The following is a 19026-nucleotide window of genomic DNA, read 5'->3' as shown; positions in this document are numbered from 1 at the left end:
GAATAATGAATCTAATAAGGAGCATAGATGTATCATGACGATTACTTATGGCTTGAGGAAGTCGAAGGAGACAAGGCCTTAAATTGGGTTAAGAGTGAAAATTCAAGAACAATACAGAAGTTTGAAAATCTTGAAGATTTTAAAAATAATTTCAATCAATGTTTAGAGATCTTAAATCGCAAAGATAAAATTTTAGGTGTCAATATTCAAGGAGATTTGGTTTTCAATCTTTGGCAAGATGAGAATAATCCTCAAGGAATTCTTAGATGCCTATCGCTTGAAGATTTCAAAAGCAAAAAGTTAAATTGGAAAATTCTTATTAATCTTGATGAGAAATCAAAACAAGACAAAATCAAATGGGTCTTCCATGGATTCTTACGCTACAAGAATACGAATAAAGCACTATTATATCTTTCAAGAGGTGGCCTCGATGCCCATCATTGCTGGGAATTCGATTTAGAGAAGGCCGCATTAATTGAAGGAGGATTCCAGTTTCCTGAGGCGAAAGGATATGCAGAATGGATCAATGAAGATCTCCTTTATTACAATATGGCCATATCTGAAGATGATAAAAATAATTCAGGTTATGGACGATTTTTAAGAGCATTGGAGCGCGGACAAGAACTTTCGCAGGCCAAAGAGATTTTTTCTATAAGCAAAGAAGATATCAGTTTGTACATCGCCCCCTTTTATTACAAAGATGAGACATACATTATTGCGATGAAAAATCTTACTTTTTTTGAAAGAAGACATTACATAGAAAAAGACCAAAAATTCCAGGAACTAGAGCTTCCGAATCGTTGTAATTTAATGTCAAATCTCAATGAATATGTTTTTTTCAATCTCATGGAAGATTGGAATGAATTTAAAGCAAATGATCTTATCTCCTATAATATTCTTGATCAGAATTATGAACTGGTACTAAGGCCATCTCAAACACAAAGTATCGAGATGACTGCCAACGTAAAAGATTATCTTGTTGTAAACTTACTCGACAATATCAGTTCAACTATCATTAAGTTTAAAAGAGAAAATAAAAAATGGATAAGTGAAAAGTTGTCGCTTCCTGAACTTGGATCAATTACGGGGATTTCAACTTCAGAAGAAACAAATGAAATGTTTTGCAATTACTCAAGTTTCAATTCCCCATCGACCTATTACTACGTCGATGTTGAAAAAAATATTGTAACAATCAATCAACAGCTCGAATCCAAATATCCTTTTGAAAACTATGTCGTCAAACAAGAGTTTTCCACAAGTCTCGATGGTACAAAAGTTCCCTATTTTATAGTTCATAAAAAAGACATCGAGTACAACAGTGAAAATCCGACTATTCTTTATGGTTATGGCGGCTTTAATATTTCTGTTACTCCAGCTTTTAATGAAGTCATCGCCCCCTTATGGCTAGAGCGTGGCGGTGTTCTTGCATTCGCTAATATTAGAGGTGGTGGTGAGTATGGCCCCAAATGGCATCAGGCCGCACTGAAACTTAATCGTCATAAGGCCTATCAAGATTTTTTCAGTATTGCTGAAGATTTGATTAATAAGAAAATTACATCCCGTCATCATCTTGGAGCAAAAGGTGGAAGTAATGGTGGGTTACTAATGGGAGTATGTTACACACAACGACCAGATCTTTTTAAGGCCATCGATTGCTTAGTTCCTCTACTTGATATGTTGCGCTTTCATAAACTTCTCGCCGGAGCAAGTTGGGTTGCTGAGTACGGCAGTGTCGATAATAAAGAAGAGAAAACTTATCTCGAGAGTTATTCACCTTACCAAAACATTGTCCGAGAAAAAATCCAAGATACGACAATACTCCTTTATACATCAACAAAGGATGATCGTGTTCACCCAGGTCACGCCAGAAAAATGGCAGCGAAAATTAAAGAAATGAATCTTCCCTATTACTATTTTGAAAATATGGAAGGGGGACATGGTGGAAGCAGTGACTTTACTGAAAAGGCCCGTCAAATGGCCCTTGAATACACTTTCTTCCACCAACAACTTACTTAGCTAAAAATGCTCTTATAAAAGTAAAAACTATGGCCGTGGCAGTAAAGAAAAATACTGTAACGGCCCCAGTTGGAAGATCCACTTTTAAACTCGTAAAAAGTCCTATCACACTAATAAGTAACCCTAACCCCCAACCAAAAAACAATCTATTTTTAATTGCCTTAAAAAGAACTGAAGAAATCTGAGCTGGTACTATTAAAAGTGAAAAGACCAAAAGAAGACCTGCACTTCCTACTGATGAAGTAATAACAACACCAAAGAGTGCATAGAAAATAAAATCCCAAAAAATGGCATTTTGAATATTCTCTTTCTTCGACAATGAAAAAAAGCGTTGACGATAAAAATAGTGAATAAGCCCTACAATAGAATAGAGAACAACGACTTTAATAACATCGTGCCAATCGACCCAAAGGATTCGACCAACAAGCATATTTTTGACGTGCTCCATTCCATGTCCAACATTATTTAATAGCAAAACCACCATGGAAGCGGCAAATGCATACGTTATACCTATGAGGGATTCTTGGGAGATTTCGTGTTCTACACGCTTACAATAGGCAAATAGCAATGCCCCTCCCATAGTGTGAAGCAGGGCCACCCCATAACTTCCCCACGTTCCTAACTCAAAACCAAGAATGAGAGAAACGACATATCCCATTGCCGCAACTTGGGCCAAAGAGAGATCTATAAAGATAACTTCACGCATGAGGACATGAAGACCTAGGTAGCAATGAATCCCAATAAGACAAAGCAATAGAACAATTGCGGGAAGAAAATATGATAGCTCGCTCATAGTTTTACCTTTCTATTTAAAATACGAAAATAAGTCAGAATATAAGTCAAATAGATTTGAAATACCTTCCTTACCTCCGACAGCGACTGGAACTGAATAAGATTTTATATCTAAGGCCTTTGCCACTTTTTGGCCGGCACTTTGATCAAAATAATTCTCAACCAGAACGATATTTGCTTTTTTTACCTTTGCTTGTTCAATAACACTTAAAACGTGAGTGGCACTAGGAGGAATTCCGGGCTTTGGCTCTAAGTAGATAGAATTATCCAACCCATAGTCATGTAAAAAATAATTTAATGTCTTATGATGAGTAACAACTTCTATCTTCGAAATTTTCTTCTGAACAAAAGGTTCAATTTTTTTCAAGAATTTAATTTTATTAGATTCAAAAAATTCTTTCCCTTCAGGATCAATTTCTGTCAACTTTGCACTAACCACTTCGGCAAGTTTTACGACTCGCTTAGGGCTTAACATAAAATGGGGATTCCCTTCTGGGTGAACATCTCCATCGGCTCGAGAAACTTCACCGTGGGGTTTCTCGATAGCATCCACATAATGACCTAGAACAAGATGCCCACTTTGGCCTTCTCTTATTTTCGGATTTCTGGCCCCTCTAATAATCAAAGGCAGCCATCCTACTTCTAAATCCATTCCAACACTTACTAGAAGATCTGCTTTAGAGGCCTTTAAAGTATATGATGGTTTTGCCTCTAGAAAGTGAGGATCTTGGGGACCAAGGCAGAAGGACTCAACTTCTGCTCTATCACCGGCGATTTCACTGACTAGAGATTTTAAATTTGCTGTTGTTGTCATGATATGAAGCTTTGCAAGGGAATTATCCCCCGCAAAGGCAACAATCAAAACGAGTGCAATCAATCGCAACATAACTCGTCCTAGTAATTATGGGCCGGGTGTGCACCAATAGAAATATTAAATTGAAGAGTCAATTTATTTTCTTTTTCTTCAGAGTTGTCATCAATTCTATCAAACTGCAGTCTGATAGATGAAAATTCCGAAGGCACATAAGCAACAAGTGCAGAATGAGCTGTATTTTTAACATCATCGACTTTCAGATCTTCAAAGCGATATTGAACAAAAGTTCTTTGAGAAGTTTGGTATTTTAAATAAGAACTTACGCCTTTAACTTCACTTGAGCTGTCCTCACCTTTTTTATCTTTTTTGATATACTCAGTTGACCAAGAAAATGAATTATATTTTCCAAGATTTACTGGTTTCCACTTGAACGTAAGATCAGCACCGTAAATATCAGTCTTAGTTTCTTCATGGGCCTTTTGAGTTAAACCAGATAATCCAAATTCAATTGTTGCACTGTCCGATAGTTCAAAAAGATTTGTAAAACGAGCAGCATGACCTAATGAATGCTTATCTTCAGCATTAAAAACATCTTCGTTATCACCTTGGAGAGCAGAGTAAGTTAGTTCACTAAACCATGAAAGTGGAAGTAGTCCAGAAACGCTTGCACCTACTTCTGAAAGACCTTCATCACCAAATACTTTCTCTTGTAAAAGTCCTTTATCAACAAATGGTAGAGCATGAGTGTGAGTTGTGTTTAGCTTACCAAAACTAGTTAAAAACTTTCCGGCCCTAACTGTTAAAACAGGAAGTGCAGTTGTCTCAACAAAGATTTCTTCAGGCTCTACAGCATAGCTTGTGTGATTGTGAGTGTGGCCATCATGTTCTTCTTCTTCAATTTCCTTATGAATAGCAATTGTTGCTTCTGCTCTAAAATAAGCATCCACATCTGAAGAGAATTGCAGTTCTGCTTCATCAAAAGAAAACCCGTCAGTTGAAGAATTTTTATTAGAATTTTTATAGCTAAATAAAGAATTTAAACCAATTTGAGGGTTAAAAGAATTGCCACGAGCTCTTTTTGCAAGGCCTTCGGCATGAATATTTCCAGAAGTTAATAAACCAATAACAGCAATAGATAACATTGAGCGCATATAATAATCTCCATACGAATGTCTTTATAGACAAATTTCTAAATAATTAAAAAATAATGATTCTAGGGATTATGAAATAGGAGGTGCGCGAGCAGATGCTCTATTAAATGAGAAAAAAGAGATGAATATTTGATCTTTGTAAAATGATTGAACTTCAAAAAGATCTGTCGCCGTTAAATCGACAACAGGAGTTGCATCATTTTTAAGAGTGCGAACAATATGTAAAGAGATGGCCAAAGGACACGGATTATCCGCAAATTTTATTTCACTTTGGCCAATATCATTAGAAACTTCGTGGCAATTGTCTACGATATGAACGTGACAATCTTGTTCGTGAGCGTGTGATAGCCTGTGTAGCTCTTCACCAAAAAGAGAAAAGACAAACAATAATAATGTGGCCAAACATACGACAAACTTTTTCACACTAAATTGGTATCACTAACCTTAATGATTTATCAAGTACAATCTAAAAGCGAGTGATCTTGCCCCCACAATTCGGCATTTCTGGAGCGTAGGGATTGTGCACCTTGTTCATTTTCTTTGAATTTTGCACCCACTTCTTTTTTACCATTGGACATTGATAAGCGTTATATCCCTCACCTACATCATAAGTATTCACAACATGGACTAACGCTGCAGAGAATAATCCATATGTATCATTATTCTTTTGACGATCTTCATCCTTAGTCAATGTTGCTAATTTTTCTGATGAAAACTTAAGAAGTTTTGCAACCTCTTCATTTTTAACTTCAGAGATTGCATTTATTAGTTCTTTGGCATTTTTTTCAACTTCTTCCCCTTTATATTCAAAAAATGAGGCATGAAGAGCTTCGTTCTTTTCTAGAACTTTTATTAGCTGAGACTTTGTGGCCTCATCTAAGGCCTTGCGCGGGCCTGCAAAACTAATTAATGAAAGTCCAAGTGTGATAACAGTTAATAATTTTTTCATTACACATTCTCCTTAATTTTCTTGTATTCAAAATATGAAAAGACTACTGGAACTACAAATAACGTGATCAATTCTACGACCATACCTCCTAAAGTTGGAATGGCCATAGGTTTCATAACTTCACTTCCTGTACTCGTTGACCACATCACAGGAACAAGCGCCACAATCGTAGTGGTTGTTGTCATAACAAGTGGTCTAATTCGTCGTGTACCGGCCTCAAGAATTGATTCTTTAAGCTCCGTCCAATTCTTTGGAGCATTTTCTTTGATACTTTCTTGTAAATAGGTCATCATGACAACCCCATCATCAACAGCAATACCAAAGAGTGCAATAAACCCTACCCAAACGGCCACAGAGGCATTAAAGCCACCAATCCATAAAAGGATCAAACCTCCGGCCATGGCAATGGGAATTGCACTAAAAATGATCGTACTATTTCTAAAAGATTTTATACCAAGATAAATGATGAAAAGATTGATCAATAATGAAAAAGGGATCAAAAGCATAAGTCTCTTATTTGCTCTTTCTTGATTTTCAAATTGTCCTGCCCAAATAATACTAGCGCCGTGAGGAAGCTCAACTTCTTTTTCAACTAATGCACGGGCCTCGTCTACGAAACCAATAACATCTCGACCAACGACATTTAATAAAACAAGTGAGCGCAACATTCCATTTTCAGATTGAATCATTGCTGGACCTGTCACAATCTTAATCTGTGCCAATTGCTCAAGTGGAATATGTTGTCCGATTGGGCTTGGAACTAGAACTCTTTTTAGTTCATCAATACGATCGCGTAATTCCTTTTTATAGCGAACTCGAATTGGATAGCGTTGGCGTCCATCGATAAATTCACCAATAGGCATTCCACCAACAGCTGTTTGCAAAATCTTATTCACTGTTGCAGTATTAATTCCAAATCGGCTTGCGGCCACACGATCGATATCAAATTCGATATACGGTTTTCCTGTGATCTGTTCGACATAGACACCACTGGCCCCTTGAACTTTTTCAACAACATTTCCAATTTTTCTGGCAAGGCCTTCTATCTCTTCAAGATTTTTTCCAAAAACTTTGACTCCAACTTGAGTCTTTATCCCAGTTGAAATCATTCCGATTCTTGTTTGAATTGGAAAATCCCAAGAATTAACAAGACCCGGCACTTGGAGTTTTGCATCAAGCTCTTCCATAATGCCATAAATATCCATGCCCTTGGGCCACTTTTCTTTTGGCACTAATTTCACAACTGTTTCAAACATGGCCACAGGAGCAGGGTCAATAGCGGTATTAGCTCGACCAAGCTTTCCAACCGCCATTTCTACAAGTGGATGTTCATTTAGAATTCGGTCTGTATACGACAAGAGTTCTTTAGCTTTTGTCATACTCACATCAGGTGTTGTCACTGGCATATATAAGATATCACCTTCATTTAATGAAGGCATAAACTCGCGACCAATTTGATTGTAGCCAAATAGACCTAACAACACAGTCAAGGTTGGAAAAATAATAAATATTTTTCTATTATCTAAAACCCAATTTAATGCCGGTCTATAGAAGTCGACAATCTTCTTACTTACAGGGTTCTTTTCAATAGGAGTCAACTTTCCATTGAGAAAGAATGTGGAAAGCGCTGGTACAAGAAAAATCGCTACGACTACAGAACCAAACATTGCAAGAGTTTTCGCCCATGCAAGTGGTGTGAATAACTTTCCTTCACTACCTTCTAATGCAAAGACTGGAAGAAAAGTAACAATTGTTGTTGCAACGGCAGTTAAAATTGCTGGTCCAACTTCACGAGCACTTTTAACGACAAGCTCAAATCTCTCATCCTTAGAAAGATCATCGGCCCTTGGATGATTGGCCAAGTTGGAATAGATATTTTCAGTCATGATAATACCCATATCAACCATCGAACCGATAGCAATTACAAGACCAGACAAACTCATGACATTAGAATCAATGCCAAGAACTTTCATAAGGATAAAACTAATTCCTACACCAAAAGGTAGTGTCAACGACACAAGAATAGATGACTTAAAGTGAAGAAGAAATAAAAGGATTACGACAACTGTAATGATAATTTCTTGAAAAAGGGCTTCATGAACAGTTCCAATAGTTTTTTCAATCAACTCTGTTCTGTCATAAAAAGGTACAATCTCCACATCTTTTGGAAGACCAGCTTTTATTTCCTTCAATCGAGACTTTACATTATCAATAACTTCTTTGGGATTTTCTCCAAAACGCATGGTAACAACGCCACCAACAACTTCCTCGCCATTTTTATCAAGGGCACCTCGCCTAAAGCTTGGTCCGATTTGAACTGTAGCAACATCTTTGATACGAACAGGGACATTATTTTTTAAAGTAACAACAACATTATCTATATCTTCAAGTGACTTAAAAAAACCTTTACCTCTAACAATAAACTCTCGATCCCCCTCTTCAACGACTTCGGCACCAACATCTATATTACTCTCCTTAACAGCAGCTAAAATTTGAGAGAAGTGAATATTATATGCAAAAAGTTTATTGGGATCGACATCAATTTGATATTCTTTAACAAAGCCACCAACACTGGCAACTTCACTCACCCCTTTCACTCCTTGCAAGAGATACTTTACATAGAAGTCTTGAATTGATCGAAGTTCTGCAAGTGATTTAGGATTTGAAGAGTTGGCCTTATTTTCTAAAGTGTACCAATATACTTGTCCCAATCCAGTTGCGTCTGGTCCAAGTTTTGGGACAACTGATTCGGGAAGAATACTTCCAATACTTGCCAACTTTTCAAGAACGCGAGAGCGAGACCAATAAAAATCAATATTATCGTCAAAGATAATATATATTGTAGAAAAACCAAAAGCAGAAATCCCGCGAATACGATTAACTCCAGGAATCCCCTGCAAGCTTGTACTCAAGGGATATGTCACCTGTTCTTCAATATCTTTTGGTGATCGACCTGCCCATTCAGTAAAAACAATTTGCTGATTCTCACCGACATCAGGAATGGCATCAATTCTGGCAGTATTTAATGAATAAATTGAAAGGCCTGCAATAAACATAAAAAAGAATACAACATAGTACCTTTTACGTATTGAAAGCTCTATTAAAGTTTGTATCATTAGTGGCCACCGTGGTTAAAGTTTTCGTAACCACCCATGAGCTGGGCCTGAGCATCAAGAAGGAAATTTCCTTCAATGACAACATTCTCATCTTCAGAAAGTCCTGCCGTAACTGCAACATAACCTTCTGACTCCACACCTGTTTCAACAATCTTTGCTTGATAAGAATCATCGTTCTTTTTAACCCAGACGACTTTTCTCTTGCCGGTATCAATGATGGCACTTCTTGGAACAACTAGAGGCATATTAGGTATATCAATTTTAAGATTTGCATTAGCGAGCATTCCTGGTCTTAATTTTCCAGAAGTGTTCTCAATTGTAGTGCGAACTTTTAACGTCCTAGAAGCAGCATCTAAGATAGGATTAATGAAATCAACGACACCCTCATAGACTTCACCAGGTAGTGCAGAGAAACGAAGTTCTACCGCTTGTCCATTTTTAACTAGGGCAGAGTCTTGCTCATAGACATCCATTTCCACCCATACCGCACCAATATCTGTTAGCTCAAAAAGATTTTGACCTTCTTCGAAATATCTTCCAACAACAGCATTCTTCTTTTGAACTATACCTGAAACATCAGAATAGATAATAATTGAACGTGGAACTTTATTTTCTTTGAACCAAGTGTTCATTTGTTTCTCACGAACACCCCATAATTTTAATCTTTCTTCAGATTGTTTTAGAAGTTCTCTCGCCTCTGTTGCCTTTGTTCTTTCAAAAGATTTTCTGGCCAAAAGATACTCCTCCCCACCGGTTATGAGCTTTGGACTATAGATTTCAACAACAGGATCATCTTTAGTAACAAGACTACCTGTTGATTTAATAAAAACTTTCTCCACTCGACCACCAATTCTTGCAGGAATTTTACTCTCACGCTCTTCAGATTGTAATACTGTTCCGAGTAGACGAATTTTTTTAACCATTTTCATCTGTGAAACAGGAAAAACTGTTGCTCTAAAATGTTCTCGCTGAGCTTTTCTAATTTTTACTTCAGAGATGATGTCAGCTGGTTTAGGGCCCATCTTCATCTTTATCATTGGTGTTCCGTCTATGGGACAAGTGTCTTCATGCTCACTTGTAATATCATGATTAGATTCACACACCCACATCTCTTTTGCTTGTTGAGATTCCATGGACTGGCCCTCTCTGCTCTTATCCACTTCTACTTTGACAAGATTCATATGACATATGGGACATTTGCCAGGTTCTTTTTCTTTTACTTGCGGGTGCATCGAGCAAGTATAATATGATTCAATTGTAGAATGCTTATGATCAGCGTGTTCCTCAGTAACCTTATCGCAAGATACAGTAATGAAGGATACTAGTCCTAAGAAACAAAGAGTTTTATAGTTCATATAGAGAATCTCCTCTCAGGTATTTTAATTGAATTTTCTTTGATAATAATTTAGTCGTGAGCATATTCTTTTTCAGTTGAACATCTTGCCATTGAATTTCAGACTTCAGTAATTCGAAGTAAGTAGCACTTCCAAGGCCATAAGATTTTGCAGTTACGTCTCTCGAAGAGCGAGCTTGGTCAAGCGTTCTCTCAACAAGAATTTCAAGTTCTTTTTCCAATTGAAGTATTTCAAAATGGACTCTTTGAATGGCACTTTGCTTTTGAATTTTGTAATTATTTAAATTTGTTTTTGCCTCAATGAACATTTTTGCAGACTGCTCATGAGCACTGCTCGTTTTATCAGAAAATGGGAGAGGAAAGCTGATACTCGCGCCAACAAAATCACCTTTACCATCAAGGTTTTCTCTTTTTGTATATGTTAATCCCACATTGATATCGGGAATATAATTCAAGCGTTTTGCAGAAAGATCATATTCTCTACCTTTGAGTTTGTTCTCAAACTTTTCTAAACGATTATCTTTCTGACTCTTTGATTCTTTTGCTATTTTTTTCCAAGGAACAGATTTCAAATCAATCTCTTTCTCTTCTCCTATGTAATAGGAAATAGCGGCATCAAGTTCTTTATTTTTTAGTTCTAATTTCGCTATAGAAGTTTCAATATCATTCTTACGAATTTGAATATCGAAAAGGGCCGCTTGACCAATTTTTCCATTTGAGTAGAGTTTTTTACTTACGGCCAACATCTTTTGTATCCAATTTTTGTTTTCACCGATGACCTTAAGATCCTCACCCACCTGCTTTTTATCAAGTAATAAATTCCATAAATCCCTTAAAAGAACTTCTTTTGCTTCCATCGAATCTGCAAGAGCACTCTTTGATTCCATTTCAAAGCTTCTTCTAAGATTTCCATATTTTGTGGTGAGTGCAATTTTTTGCGAAAGCCCAATATCAATTCCAGACATTGGTGTCACATCTTGGGCCAAGCTATCTTTAGGAAGATTTTTTATTCCAAGTTTTAAAACAGGATCTCCCCAAGAACCTTCCATTTCGCCCATGGCAGATATTGCGGCGGCCCTATTAATACCACCTTGTACTATTTCATGATTATTCAATGCCTGAGTCGCTTTCTCATAACTAATCACCTCAAGCGCGTTGGCACTTAATGTAACTAATAATAATGAGCAAGTTGCAAGTGCTAATTTCAAAGTTCACTCCTTTAATCAAAACTCATATGCAAATACGATCAGAGTTTTAATTCTGTGACAAAAAAAAATAAAAGAGATAAAATAATGAGATATTAATAGGTTACCTATTTATTTAATTTTTGTCACAAAATGTGATTTCTTGTCGTAAAGAAGGTCAGAGGTGAATCCATTTCATCATCTAGAAGATAAAAAACTGATGAATCTCTACAAAGACGGAGAACAGATGGCCTTTGAAGTCCTCTACATGAGACACAAAGACAAGATCTATTCCTACCTTTATAAGAGAGTCCAGACCGACGTTGTCGAGGACCTCTTCCAGGGAACATTCATCAAGCTCCATAAGAGCAGAGGTCTTTATGATGATAAATATGAAGTTCTTCCTTGGCTTTACACAATTTGCAAAAGTGTTCTGCTCGACTATTTTAAGAAAGAGAAAAAGCAACCCCTCTTTGTTGAAGAAGTAGAAGTTGCTATTACAGATAGTAATGCAGATGAAGAAATTAATTTAGATCAATACAATCTAAGGCCAAAAGAAAAAGAGGCCATAAAAATGCGATTTGTAGATGATCTAGAATATGAAGAGATGGCACAACTCATTGGAACCAGTGAGTCGAATTCGAGAAAGATCATTTCTCGCGCTCTTTTGAAAATTAAAAAGGCCCTAACGGGAGATGAAAATGAATAATAACCACAAAGATTTTAAAAATTTCTTAGATGAAAGTCATAAGACGCCAGAGCATCTTGACTCAAAAGTAATGACTTTAATTTCAAATGAGCTTCAAGTTTCTCATTCGGTTGTTTTTTCAAAAATTCTTGGAGTGCAAGGATTCATTGGAATCCTCACGATGCTTTTTTGTCCACAATTTGAAATGAGCTTAACAAATAACTATGATCTTTTTCACTTCTTTCACAGAACTTTTGGCCACTCTGTTTGTATGATCATTTGTGGTTCAATATTTCTTGGAAGTGGCGCCTTTGTTGCGGGCCTTGTCCTTAATAGTGCAGAAAGAAAACATATTTTAAATTCAAAATATCTCTATGCTCTGTCTCTTTCTGCTGCGGCCTTAAGTGGTATGTACTTAGTTGGTGCTCAGTTCTATTTGAACTCAGTAATATACTGGACAATTGGGGCACTTATTTCTCAGATTGTTCTTTTTATTCTAAGTTCAAAACTTAAATATAGATTACTTGGAGCTTCTTCTTAGAAGCTCCATTATTTCATCCATTTTTTTCTTAGCTTCTTTCCTATCATTACTTTCAATGGCATGCTGAACACAGTGATCAACGTGTCCTTCAAGAATTTCTAATTCGATAGACTTTAAAGCGCTTCTTGCAGCTTTAATTTGAGTCAAAATATCCATGCAATACTTTTCCCCTTCCACCATTTGGACAAGTCCTCTGACTTGTCCTTCAACTCTTTTAAGACGGTTTACAACTTTTTTATGATCTGCATGATGTGCCATTAAATAAACTTCCTAATTCTCAAACTATTTGTAACAACTGAAATACTGCTCAACCCCATGGCCACTGATGCAAGAACAGGTGGCAGGAGCTGTCCATTAATAGGATACAATAGTCCCGCTGCAATTGGTATTAATAACGAATTATAGATCATTGAAAGAAGTAAATTTTCTTTAATTACTCTCATCGTCTTATTACTTAGAATGAGAAAACTCACAACTTTAGATAAGTCTCCACCAATGATTGTGACATCAGAAGCATTCATGGCCACATCCGTCCCTGTTCCCATGGCCATAGAAAGATCCGCAAGACTAAGAGCGGGAGCATCATTAACTCCGTCTCCAAGCATACAAACTTTTTTACCTTGTGCTTGAAGCTTTTTCACATACTCTAATTTATCCATTGGCAATGCATTTGCGACAACGTTGTCGATACCAAGGTTTTTTGCAACATCATGAGCAACAAACTCGTTATCACCTGTAATTAGCCATGTTTCAACTCCTAAACCATGAAGATGAGTCATAACATCTTTGGCCTCAAATTTAATCTCATCTCCAATGGTAAAGCTTGCAATCAATTTTTGGTTTTTTGCGACTAAAACTTTAGTCCCAACTTTATTGGAATGTAGCTCATTATCATCGGCCGAAATATTATTTTCTACTAATAGCTTTTTCGAACCTATTACATAGTCATCATCACCAATACTTGCTTTAATCCCTTTCCCTGCGACTATTTCAAACAGGTCAGGTTCAACAAGATCATGATTCTTATCTTGGGCAAATTTAACTATTGCTTTAGAAATGGGATGTTCTGAGAATGCCTCAATGGAAGCGACATGATTTAGAATCAGTTCATCATCAGCGATCGCTTTAAACTCTATAACACTTGGTTTTCCGACAGTGAGTGTTCCCGTTTTATCAAAAATAATGGCATCTACTTTAGTGGCCTTTTCTATAACTTCCCCTCCACCAATAAGTAATCCTCTTTGACTGGCTTTTCCTGTTGCAACAACAACTGCAGTAGGCGTTGCTAATCCAAGAGCACAAGGACAAGCAATAACAAGAACGGCAATTAAGTTTGAAATGGAAAGACCCCACTTTGGTTCAGGCCCTAAGAAAAACCACAGTACAAAAGTTAAAATTGCAATAATGATAACAATCGGTACAAAGATGGAGCTGATTTTATCGGCATATCTTTGAATTGAAGGTTTAGAATTTTGCGCATTCTCTACGAATTGAACAATGTGAGAAAGAAAAGTATCACTACCAACTTTTGTGGCCCTATACTCCATGACTCCTTCATTATTTATTGTTGCAGCGAAGACACTATCACCTTCATTCTTATATACAGGTAAAGGCTCTCCAGAGATCATAGACTCATCGATAGAACTTGTTCCTTTAGTTACAACTCCATCTACAGCAATTTTCTCACCTGGCCTAACTCTAATAATGTCGCCAATCACAACGTCACTAATATCAACAACAACCTCTTTACCATCTTTAATAAGAGTTGCTTTTTTGGCCCCTAATTTTAAAAGTGCGTCGAGGGCCTCTTTCGCTTTTTTCTTTGCTTTTTTCTCAAAAAATTGTCCTAAGAAAACAAATGAAATAATGAATCCCACGGCCTCAAAATAAACTGTTTGAGTTAAACCATGCTCTATAGAAAAATCGTTAAAGATTGTCACGAATGCACTATATAAAAAGGCCGATGACGTTCCTAATCCGATCAATGTGTTCATATTAGATTGACCAGTTTTAAAGAAATGAAAAACTGATTTTTGAAATGAAACCCCAATCCATAACCAAATTGGAAGAGCGAGAACAAGTTGAATCCACCAATTTGCAAGATGTGAGGGATAATGCATGAGCGGACCCATGGCAAATAAAAAGAGAATAACTGACAATGTAAAGGAGATGATAAATTTTAAAAAGTCATTTTCTTGAACGACCTTATTTTCGCCTCCCTCTTTTAATACGGAATAACCAAGAGAAATGATATTTTCTTCAACTTTTTTAGCGATATCTTCTGATGAGACTTCAATGGCAGCACTTTCAGTGGCGAAATTAACACTGGCCTTTTCAACACCAGCAATGGTCTTAACACTTTTTTCGATATTAGAGGCACAGCTTGCACAGCTCATGCCTCCAATTTTAAGTTGTAATTGAGACATTAAAATTTCTCCATTTTTACAACTTGGAATCCCAGTCCCTCTAGCTCTTTTTTAAGATTCATAGGAGAAACTTCGTCTGATGCCGTTACTTTTACAGTCTTTGCATCGAGTGCAATTTCAACTGTTGTAATTTCCGGCATCGCTTTAAAACGGTTTTCAATTTTAGAGGAACAACCTCCACATTTCATACCTTCTACTGTGTACATTAGATTTTTCATTCATCCTCCATATACCCCCATGGGGTATATGGAAAATATAATCCTAAGTTCAGATCGAAGCAAGGAAAAAATTAGCGCAAGAAAAACTTTAAGATAAACCTTTGAATAAAGGTTCCGTAAGGCGGATAAAGAAGCTTTGTTGTATTGAAATACTTCCCTCTTTTAATAATTGTTTTAGCATGTGAGAAAGTGAGAAAACCTTCTTTACCGTGGTAATGGCCTAGCCCAGAAGGCCCAATTCCACCAAATGGCGCATCATCAGCGGCCACTTGCATAAGGGTCTCATTTAACCCCACCCCACCACTATGAATTTCTTTTAATACGCGCTTTTGTAAGTGGCGGTCCATACTCATTAAGTAGAGGGCCAGTGGTCGAGGTCTGGAATTTACATATTTAATGGCCTCATCAATTGTGTGATAAGGAACGATTGGTAGAAGAGGTCCAAAAATTTCTTCCTTTAAAACTTGATCATCTTCTTGGGCATTGAGAATAAGCTTTGTTGTCATACGACGATTCTGTGATGAATCTGAGTCAATATCGAGAATTAAAGCACCATTATTTTTTGCTTCATCTTTCCACTTACTAATCCTCTCATAATGACCTTCATTTATTATATGAGTGAAGTCATTATCGAGTTTTTTATACATTGATAAAAATTGCTTTTTGTAAGTATCACAGAAATCTGTGACTCTATTTTCAGGAATAAGAATATAATCTGGTGCCACACAAATCTGACCAGCATTTAAGCTCTTTCCAAAAATAACTCTTTCTACGGCCATTTCCATATCGATTTTATCATCAATGATAACTGGCGACTTCCCACCAAGCTCTAGTGTGACAGGAGTTAAGTTTTCACTACAGGCCTTCATCACCATCTTTCCTACGCGAGTCGATCCTGTAAAAAGAATGTGATCAAACGGAAGTCTTGTAAAGGCCTCTGCAATTGCAGCATCTCCACCATAGATCAAAACTTCATTTTCTGAAAAATATTTACGAAATAATTTATCTAAAACGTTAGTTAAGTTCACTGAAAGTTCGGACATTTTTATAATAACTCTATTCCCTGCGGCCAAGGCATTTGCTAAAGGAGCAAGAGAGAGCATAATGGGAAAATTCCAAGGAACAATAATACCCACAACTCCCTTGGGTTGATACATGACTTCTATTTTTGCAGGAAAAAGAGCGAGGCCAGGACTTCTACGCTCTGTCTTCATCCACTTTCCCAGATGCTTAATGCAGTAGTTGATATTATTCACAGTGGGAACAATATCGCCAAACAGAGAATCATATTCACTGCGATATCCAAAATCATCACTCATGGCCTGAATGATTTCTTTTTTATTTTCGAGAATTAATCGTTTTAGTTTTTTTAATTGTTCTTTTCTAAATTCGCGCGTTGGGTATGGGTTATTTCTAAAGACTTGGCGTTGAGTGGAAAAAACATCTTGAAGATTAGTGATCGTATAATTTTTCATATAGGCACCTATTGTTTTTTATTCAGTAGGTGCCATTGTAACATTTAATCTTCTAAGTAAACAACTGACTCATTGATCTTTGGACCATGAGTTAAAAGAAGATAGAACACGATGAACGATAGTGAAGCGATAATACTATATGAGCTAGACACACTCGGATTATAAACGCCCATAAATAGATTAAGAATCAAATGGCCAAAGAAACCAATCATAGAAGCAATCGCTACAATTTGAACTGGAATTTTTCTTTTAATTAGAACACCAAAACAAATTGGGGCCATACTTGCTGCGGCCAATGCATAAACGCCTTTTTGAGCAAATAGACCGACAAGTTGAGGCGGATTCCAGGCCAGTGCGAATGAAACCAATCCAATTCCCACGAGAACAATTCTTGAAAGAAGAAGCCCAGCTTTGCCATCATCTGATTTATTCTTAGCAAAAGGCATATAGATATCATTAACGGCCATACTAGAAAGGGCCACGAGAATTCCATCAAGAGTACTTAAACCAGCTGCCAAAAGTCCAATGGTCACAAAGGTCAGGAAGTATTGACCAAGACCATTTTGACCGAACTCCTTAATGATATAAGAGCTCACAACAAGATCTTGCCTATCCACCACGAGACCTGAAATTTTGGCAAAGAAGCCAATAAAGAGCATTAGTGAGAAAACAACCCCAACAACGATCGTTGTCAGAATAAACTTGTTCACATCTTTATCTTCTTTTAAGTAAAGAACCTTAGTAAAGATATGTGGCTGCATCATTAGAGCAAAACTGATGACGAAACTTGAGCCAAATACTGAGAAGAAATCATAGTAAAGATTACTTTCAGAATTAAAGGCACTCGCGTAGTTGGCACCAAATTGTGTGAGTGTGCCTATAAAATCTCCGTCAAAATACTTCATCCCATTGAAAAAAAGTACAAGACTGATAGCGATCATCATTAGACCTTGAAAGGCATTTGTATAGGCGTGAGCGTAGCTTCCCCCCATCAAAACATAACTAAAAACAAATAATAGTGAAATGACGAGGGCCATCTTCTGGCTTACAGGGAAAATCGAGCTCATTAAAATTGAGCAGCCCACAAGAATGAGTACTACAAAAGTAATGCTCAAAAGATTGATTAGAGCAAAAAATAAAGACAGCTTGCGCGATCCATATCTATGGTAAATCCAATCAGGAATAGTTAGAGCTTGCGTCTTCTCACCAACTTCTCTAAAGCCTCTTGTGAGTAGCATAAAGGCCGTTAGAATCCCTAACGATGCTCCTACACCATAGTGCAGATACGCCGATAGACCGTGGGTATAAACAAACCCAGGATTGATGACAAAAGTTGCTGTTGAAGAAATTGAGGCCGCCATTGTGATACCAATGAGGTAAGGGCCCATATCTTTATTACCAATTGAAAAAGATTTTAATCCGCTGGTCTTCTTCATACCTAAGTAAGAAAACCAAAATGTTGCTGCTACAAAAAGTGTAACCAGCAAATACTTAAAGATTTCAGGTGTCATAGTTCGTGCTCCAAATATTAGGGCAAAACCATATCCTAACAAAAAAATATTAACTAGTTGCAAGGCATAAATTAATTCGGAAATTTAGATTTCAATAAGGTCAAACAGGATTTCAGCAGGTAATTCACCAATAAAGCGTAGCCCCATATGAATTTTCCCATCATTTTCAGCTGAAAAATCACGAATCGGAGTCAAATGAGCAATTTCGCTCGGCATCACATAGTCAAAACCGAAATCACCAATTTTTTTAAGAAAAAGCTTCTGACCAACAAAATATTCATTTTGTCTGCTTAGCAAGAGAAGGCCCAATCCACTTGGACTGATGTCGATGACATCAAATTCAACTTCTTCTTCATAGCTACTAAAAGATACGTCCATTAGGGCCCTTATGATCTGAGGGGCCACAGCAAGTCTTGTCTCAAGCCTTAGCTCAAGCATTCTATAGTTGTCTGGAAGCTTGGCCGTTAATGAGTTATTTTCTTCGCTTGTGATTAAACTGGTTTTAAACAAAAGTCCTGTACGAGGACAGTGAAAATAAAGAAAATCATTGGGATTAAATAATTTTGCATTCTCACTAGTGTGGGTAATAAAAATCTCACGCTTTTCAGGGTCGATACTCTCAATTCTTCCCTCTGCAGTGATTCGTTTTTGACCATTATTTTGCCAAAGCGTAGCAGACTCTCCAATATTAAGAGAGTCCAAAAGCTTACGAACAAGTAAGTCAAAATCGTTATTCCAAATGAGTTTATCAGATAATTTAGTCACCAAAAAAGTATAACCGACATCAAAGT

At 36.9% G+C, this 19026-nt stretch carries 17 protein-coding genes; 3 read left to right on the top strand and 14 right to left on the bottom strand.

The features are described from left to right. Positions 1 to 27: 27 nt before the first annotated feature. Entirely contained in the window at positions 28 to 2016 is a 1989-nt protein-coding gene (locus M899_RS16935; RefSeq protein ID WP_021272654.1) for a prolyl oligopeptidase family serine peptidase, read from the top strand. Here the strand turns inward: M899_RS16935 and M899_RS16930 are convergent. The 8 genes from M899_RS16930 to M899_RS16895 form a co-directional block, all read right to left on the bottom strand. Then, positions 2009 to 2809: a metal ABC transporter permease gene (locus tag M899_RS16930; protein WP_021272649.1), complete on the bottom strand. Its 801-nt coding sequence runs from the start codon at positions 2807 to 2809 to the stop codon at positions 2009 to 2011. The genes M899_RS16935 and M899_RS16930 overlap by 8 nt on opposite strands. Positions 2810 to 2821: 12 nt before the next feature. Then, the gene (locus M899_RS16925; RefSeq protein ID WP_021272743.1) at positions 2822 to 3694 is read right to left on the bottom strand and encodes a metal ABC transporter substrate-binding protein; all 873 of its coding nucleotides are present in this window, start codon (positions 3692 to 3694) and stop codon (positions 2822 to 2824) included. 8 nt (positions 3695 to 3702) lie between these two features. Next, positions 3703 to 4773 (bottom strand): hypothetical protein, encoded by a 1071-nt coding sequence (locus M899_RS16920; protein ID WP_021272662.1) that lies wholly within the window; start codon positions 4771 to 4773, stop codon positions 3703 to 3705. Between the two features lie 69 nt (positions 4774 to 4842). Further along, positions 4843 to 5196, bottom strand: a complete 354-nt coding sequence (locus M899_RS16915; protein WP_021272687.1) for a hypothetical protein — start codon at positions 5194 to 5196, stop codon at positions 4843 to 4845. Positions 5197 to 5239: 43 nt separating this feature from the next. Next, positions 5240 to 5722: a DUF3347 domain-containing protein gene (locus M899_RS16910; protein WP_021272648.1), complete on the bottom strand. Its 483-nt coding sequence runs from the start codon at positions 5720 to 5722 to the stop codon at positions 5240 to 5242. Then, entirely contained in the window at positions 5722 to 8838 is a 3117-nt protein-coding gene (locus M899_RS16905; RefSeq protein ID WP_034730167.1) for an efflux RND transporter permease subunit, read from the bottom strand. Before M899_RS16905 ends, M899_RS16910 begins: the two co-directional genes overlap by 1 nt. Continuing rightward, positions 8838 to 10193: an efflux RND transporter periplasmic adaptor subunit gene (locus tag M899_RS16900; protein ID WP_021272725.1), complete on the bottom strand. Its 1356-nt coding sequence runs from the start codon at positions 10191 to 10193 to the stop codon at positions 8838 to 8840. Before M899_RS16900 ends, M899_RS16905 begins: the two co-directional genes overlap by 1 nt. Next, complete coding sequence (locus M899_RS16895) at positions 10183 to 11400, bottom strand: TolC family protein (protein ID WP_021272664.1); 1218 nt, start codon at positions 11398 to 11400, stop codon at positions 10183 to 10185. The genes M899_RS16900 and M899_RS16895 overlap by 11 nt, the downstream gene beginning before the upstream one ends. Before the next feature lie 160 nt (positions 11401 to 11560). Between M899_RS16895 and M899_RS18135 the strand changes: the two genes are divergently transcribed. Together M899_RS18135 and M899_RS16885 are read left to right on the top strand one after the other, a co-directional pair. Beyond that, positions 11561 to 12085, top strand: a complete 525-nt coding sequence (locus M899_RS18135) for an RNA polymerase sigma factor (protein WP_021272745.1) — start codon at positions 11561 to 11563, stop codon at positions 12083 to 12085. Then, positions 12078 to 12605: a hypothetical protein gene (locus M899_RS16885; RefSeq protein WP_021272678.1), complete on the top strand. Its 528-nt coding sequence runs from the start codon at positions 12078 to 12080 to the stop codon at positions 12603 to 12605. The genes M899_RS18135 and M899_RS16885 overlap by 8 nt, the downstream gene beginning before the upstream one ends. On the opposite strand, the gene M899_RS16880 is transcribed toward M899_RS16885, so the two are convergent. From M899_RS16880 to M899_RS16855, 6 genes are all read right to left on the bottom strand, one after another. Then, positions 12585 to 12863, bottom strand: coding sequence for a metal-sensitive transcriptional regulator (locus M899_RS16880; RefSeq protein ID WP_021272676.1), 279 nt, complete (start codon positions 12861 to 12863; stop codon positions 12585 to 12587). The two genes, M899_RS16885 and M899_RS16880, sit on opposite strands and share 21 nt — an antisense overlap. Next, positions 12863 to 15031, bottom strand: coding sequence for a heavy metal translocating P-type ATPase (locus M899_RS16875; protein WP_021272723.1), 2169 nt, complete (start codon positions 15029 to 15031; stop codon positions 12863 to 12865). Before M899_RS16875 ends, M899_RS16880 begins: the two co-directional genes overlap by 1 nt. Then, the gene (locus tag M899_RS16870) at positions 15031 to 15249 is read right to left on the bottom strand and encodes a heavy-metal-associated domain-containing protein (protein ID WP_021272727.1); all 219 of its coding nucleotides are present in this window, start codon (positions 15247 to 15249) and stop codon (positions 15031 to 15033) included. Before M899_RS16870 ends, M899_RS16875 begins: the two co-directional genes overlap by 1 nt. A gap of 71 nt (positions 15250 to 15320) precedes the next feature. After that, entirely contained in the window at positions 15321 to 16724 is a 1404-nt protein-coding gene (locus M899_RS16865) for a coniferyl aldehyde dehydrogenase (protein WP_021272665.1), read from the bottom strand. A gap of 44 nt (positions 16725 to 16768) precedes the next feature. Then, the gene (locus tag M899_RS16860) at positions 16769 to 18235 is read right to left on the bottom strand and encodes a sodium:solute symporter family protein (protein ID WP_021272691.1); all 1467 of its coding nucleotides are present in this window, start codon (positions 18233 to 18235) and stop codon (positions 16769 to 16771) included. An 84-nt stretch (positions 18236 to 18319) separates the two neighbouring features. Further along, complete coding sequence (locus tag M899_RS16855) at positions 18320 to 19000, bottom strand: hypothetical protein (protein WP_034730163.1); 681 nt, start codon at positions 18998 to 19000, stop codon at positions 18320 to 18322. Between the last annotated feature and the right edge of the window lie 26 nt (positions 19001 to 19026).

It is taken from the genome of Bacteriovorax sp. BSW11_IV (assembly GCF_000447755.1).
Taxonomy (GTDB): Bacteria; Bdellovibrionota; Bacteriovoracia; order Bacteriovoracales; family Bacteriovoracaceae; genus BSW11-IV.
This window is presented reverse-complemented; position numbering and strand designations above follow the sequence as displayed.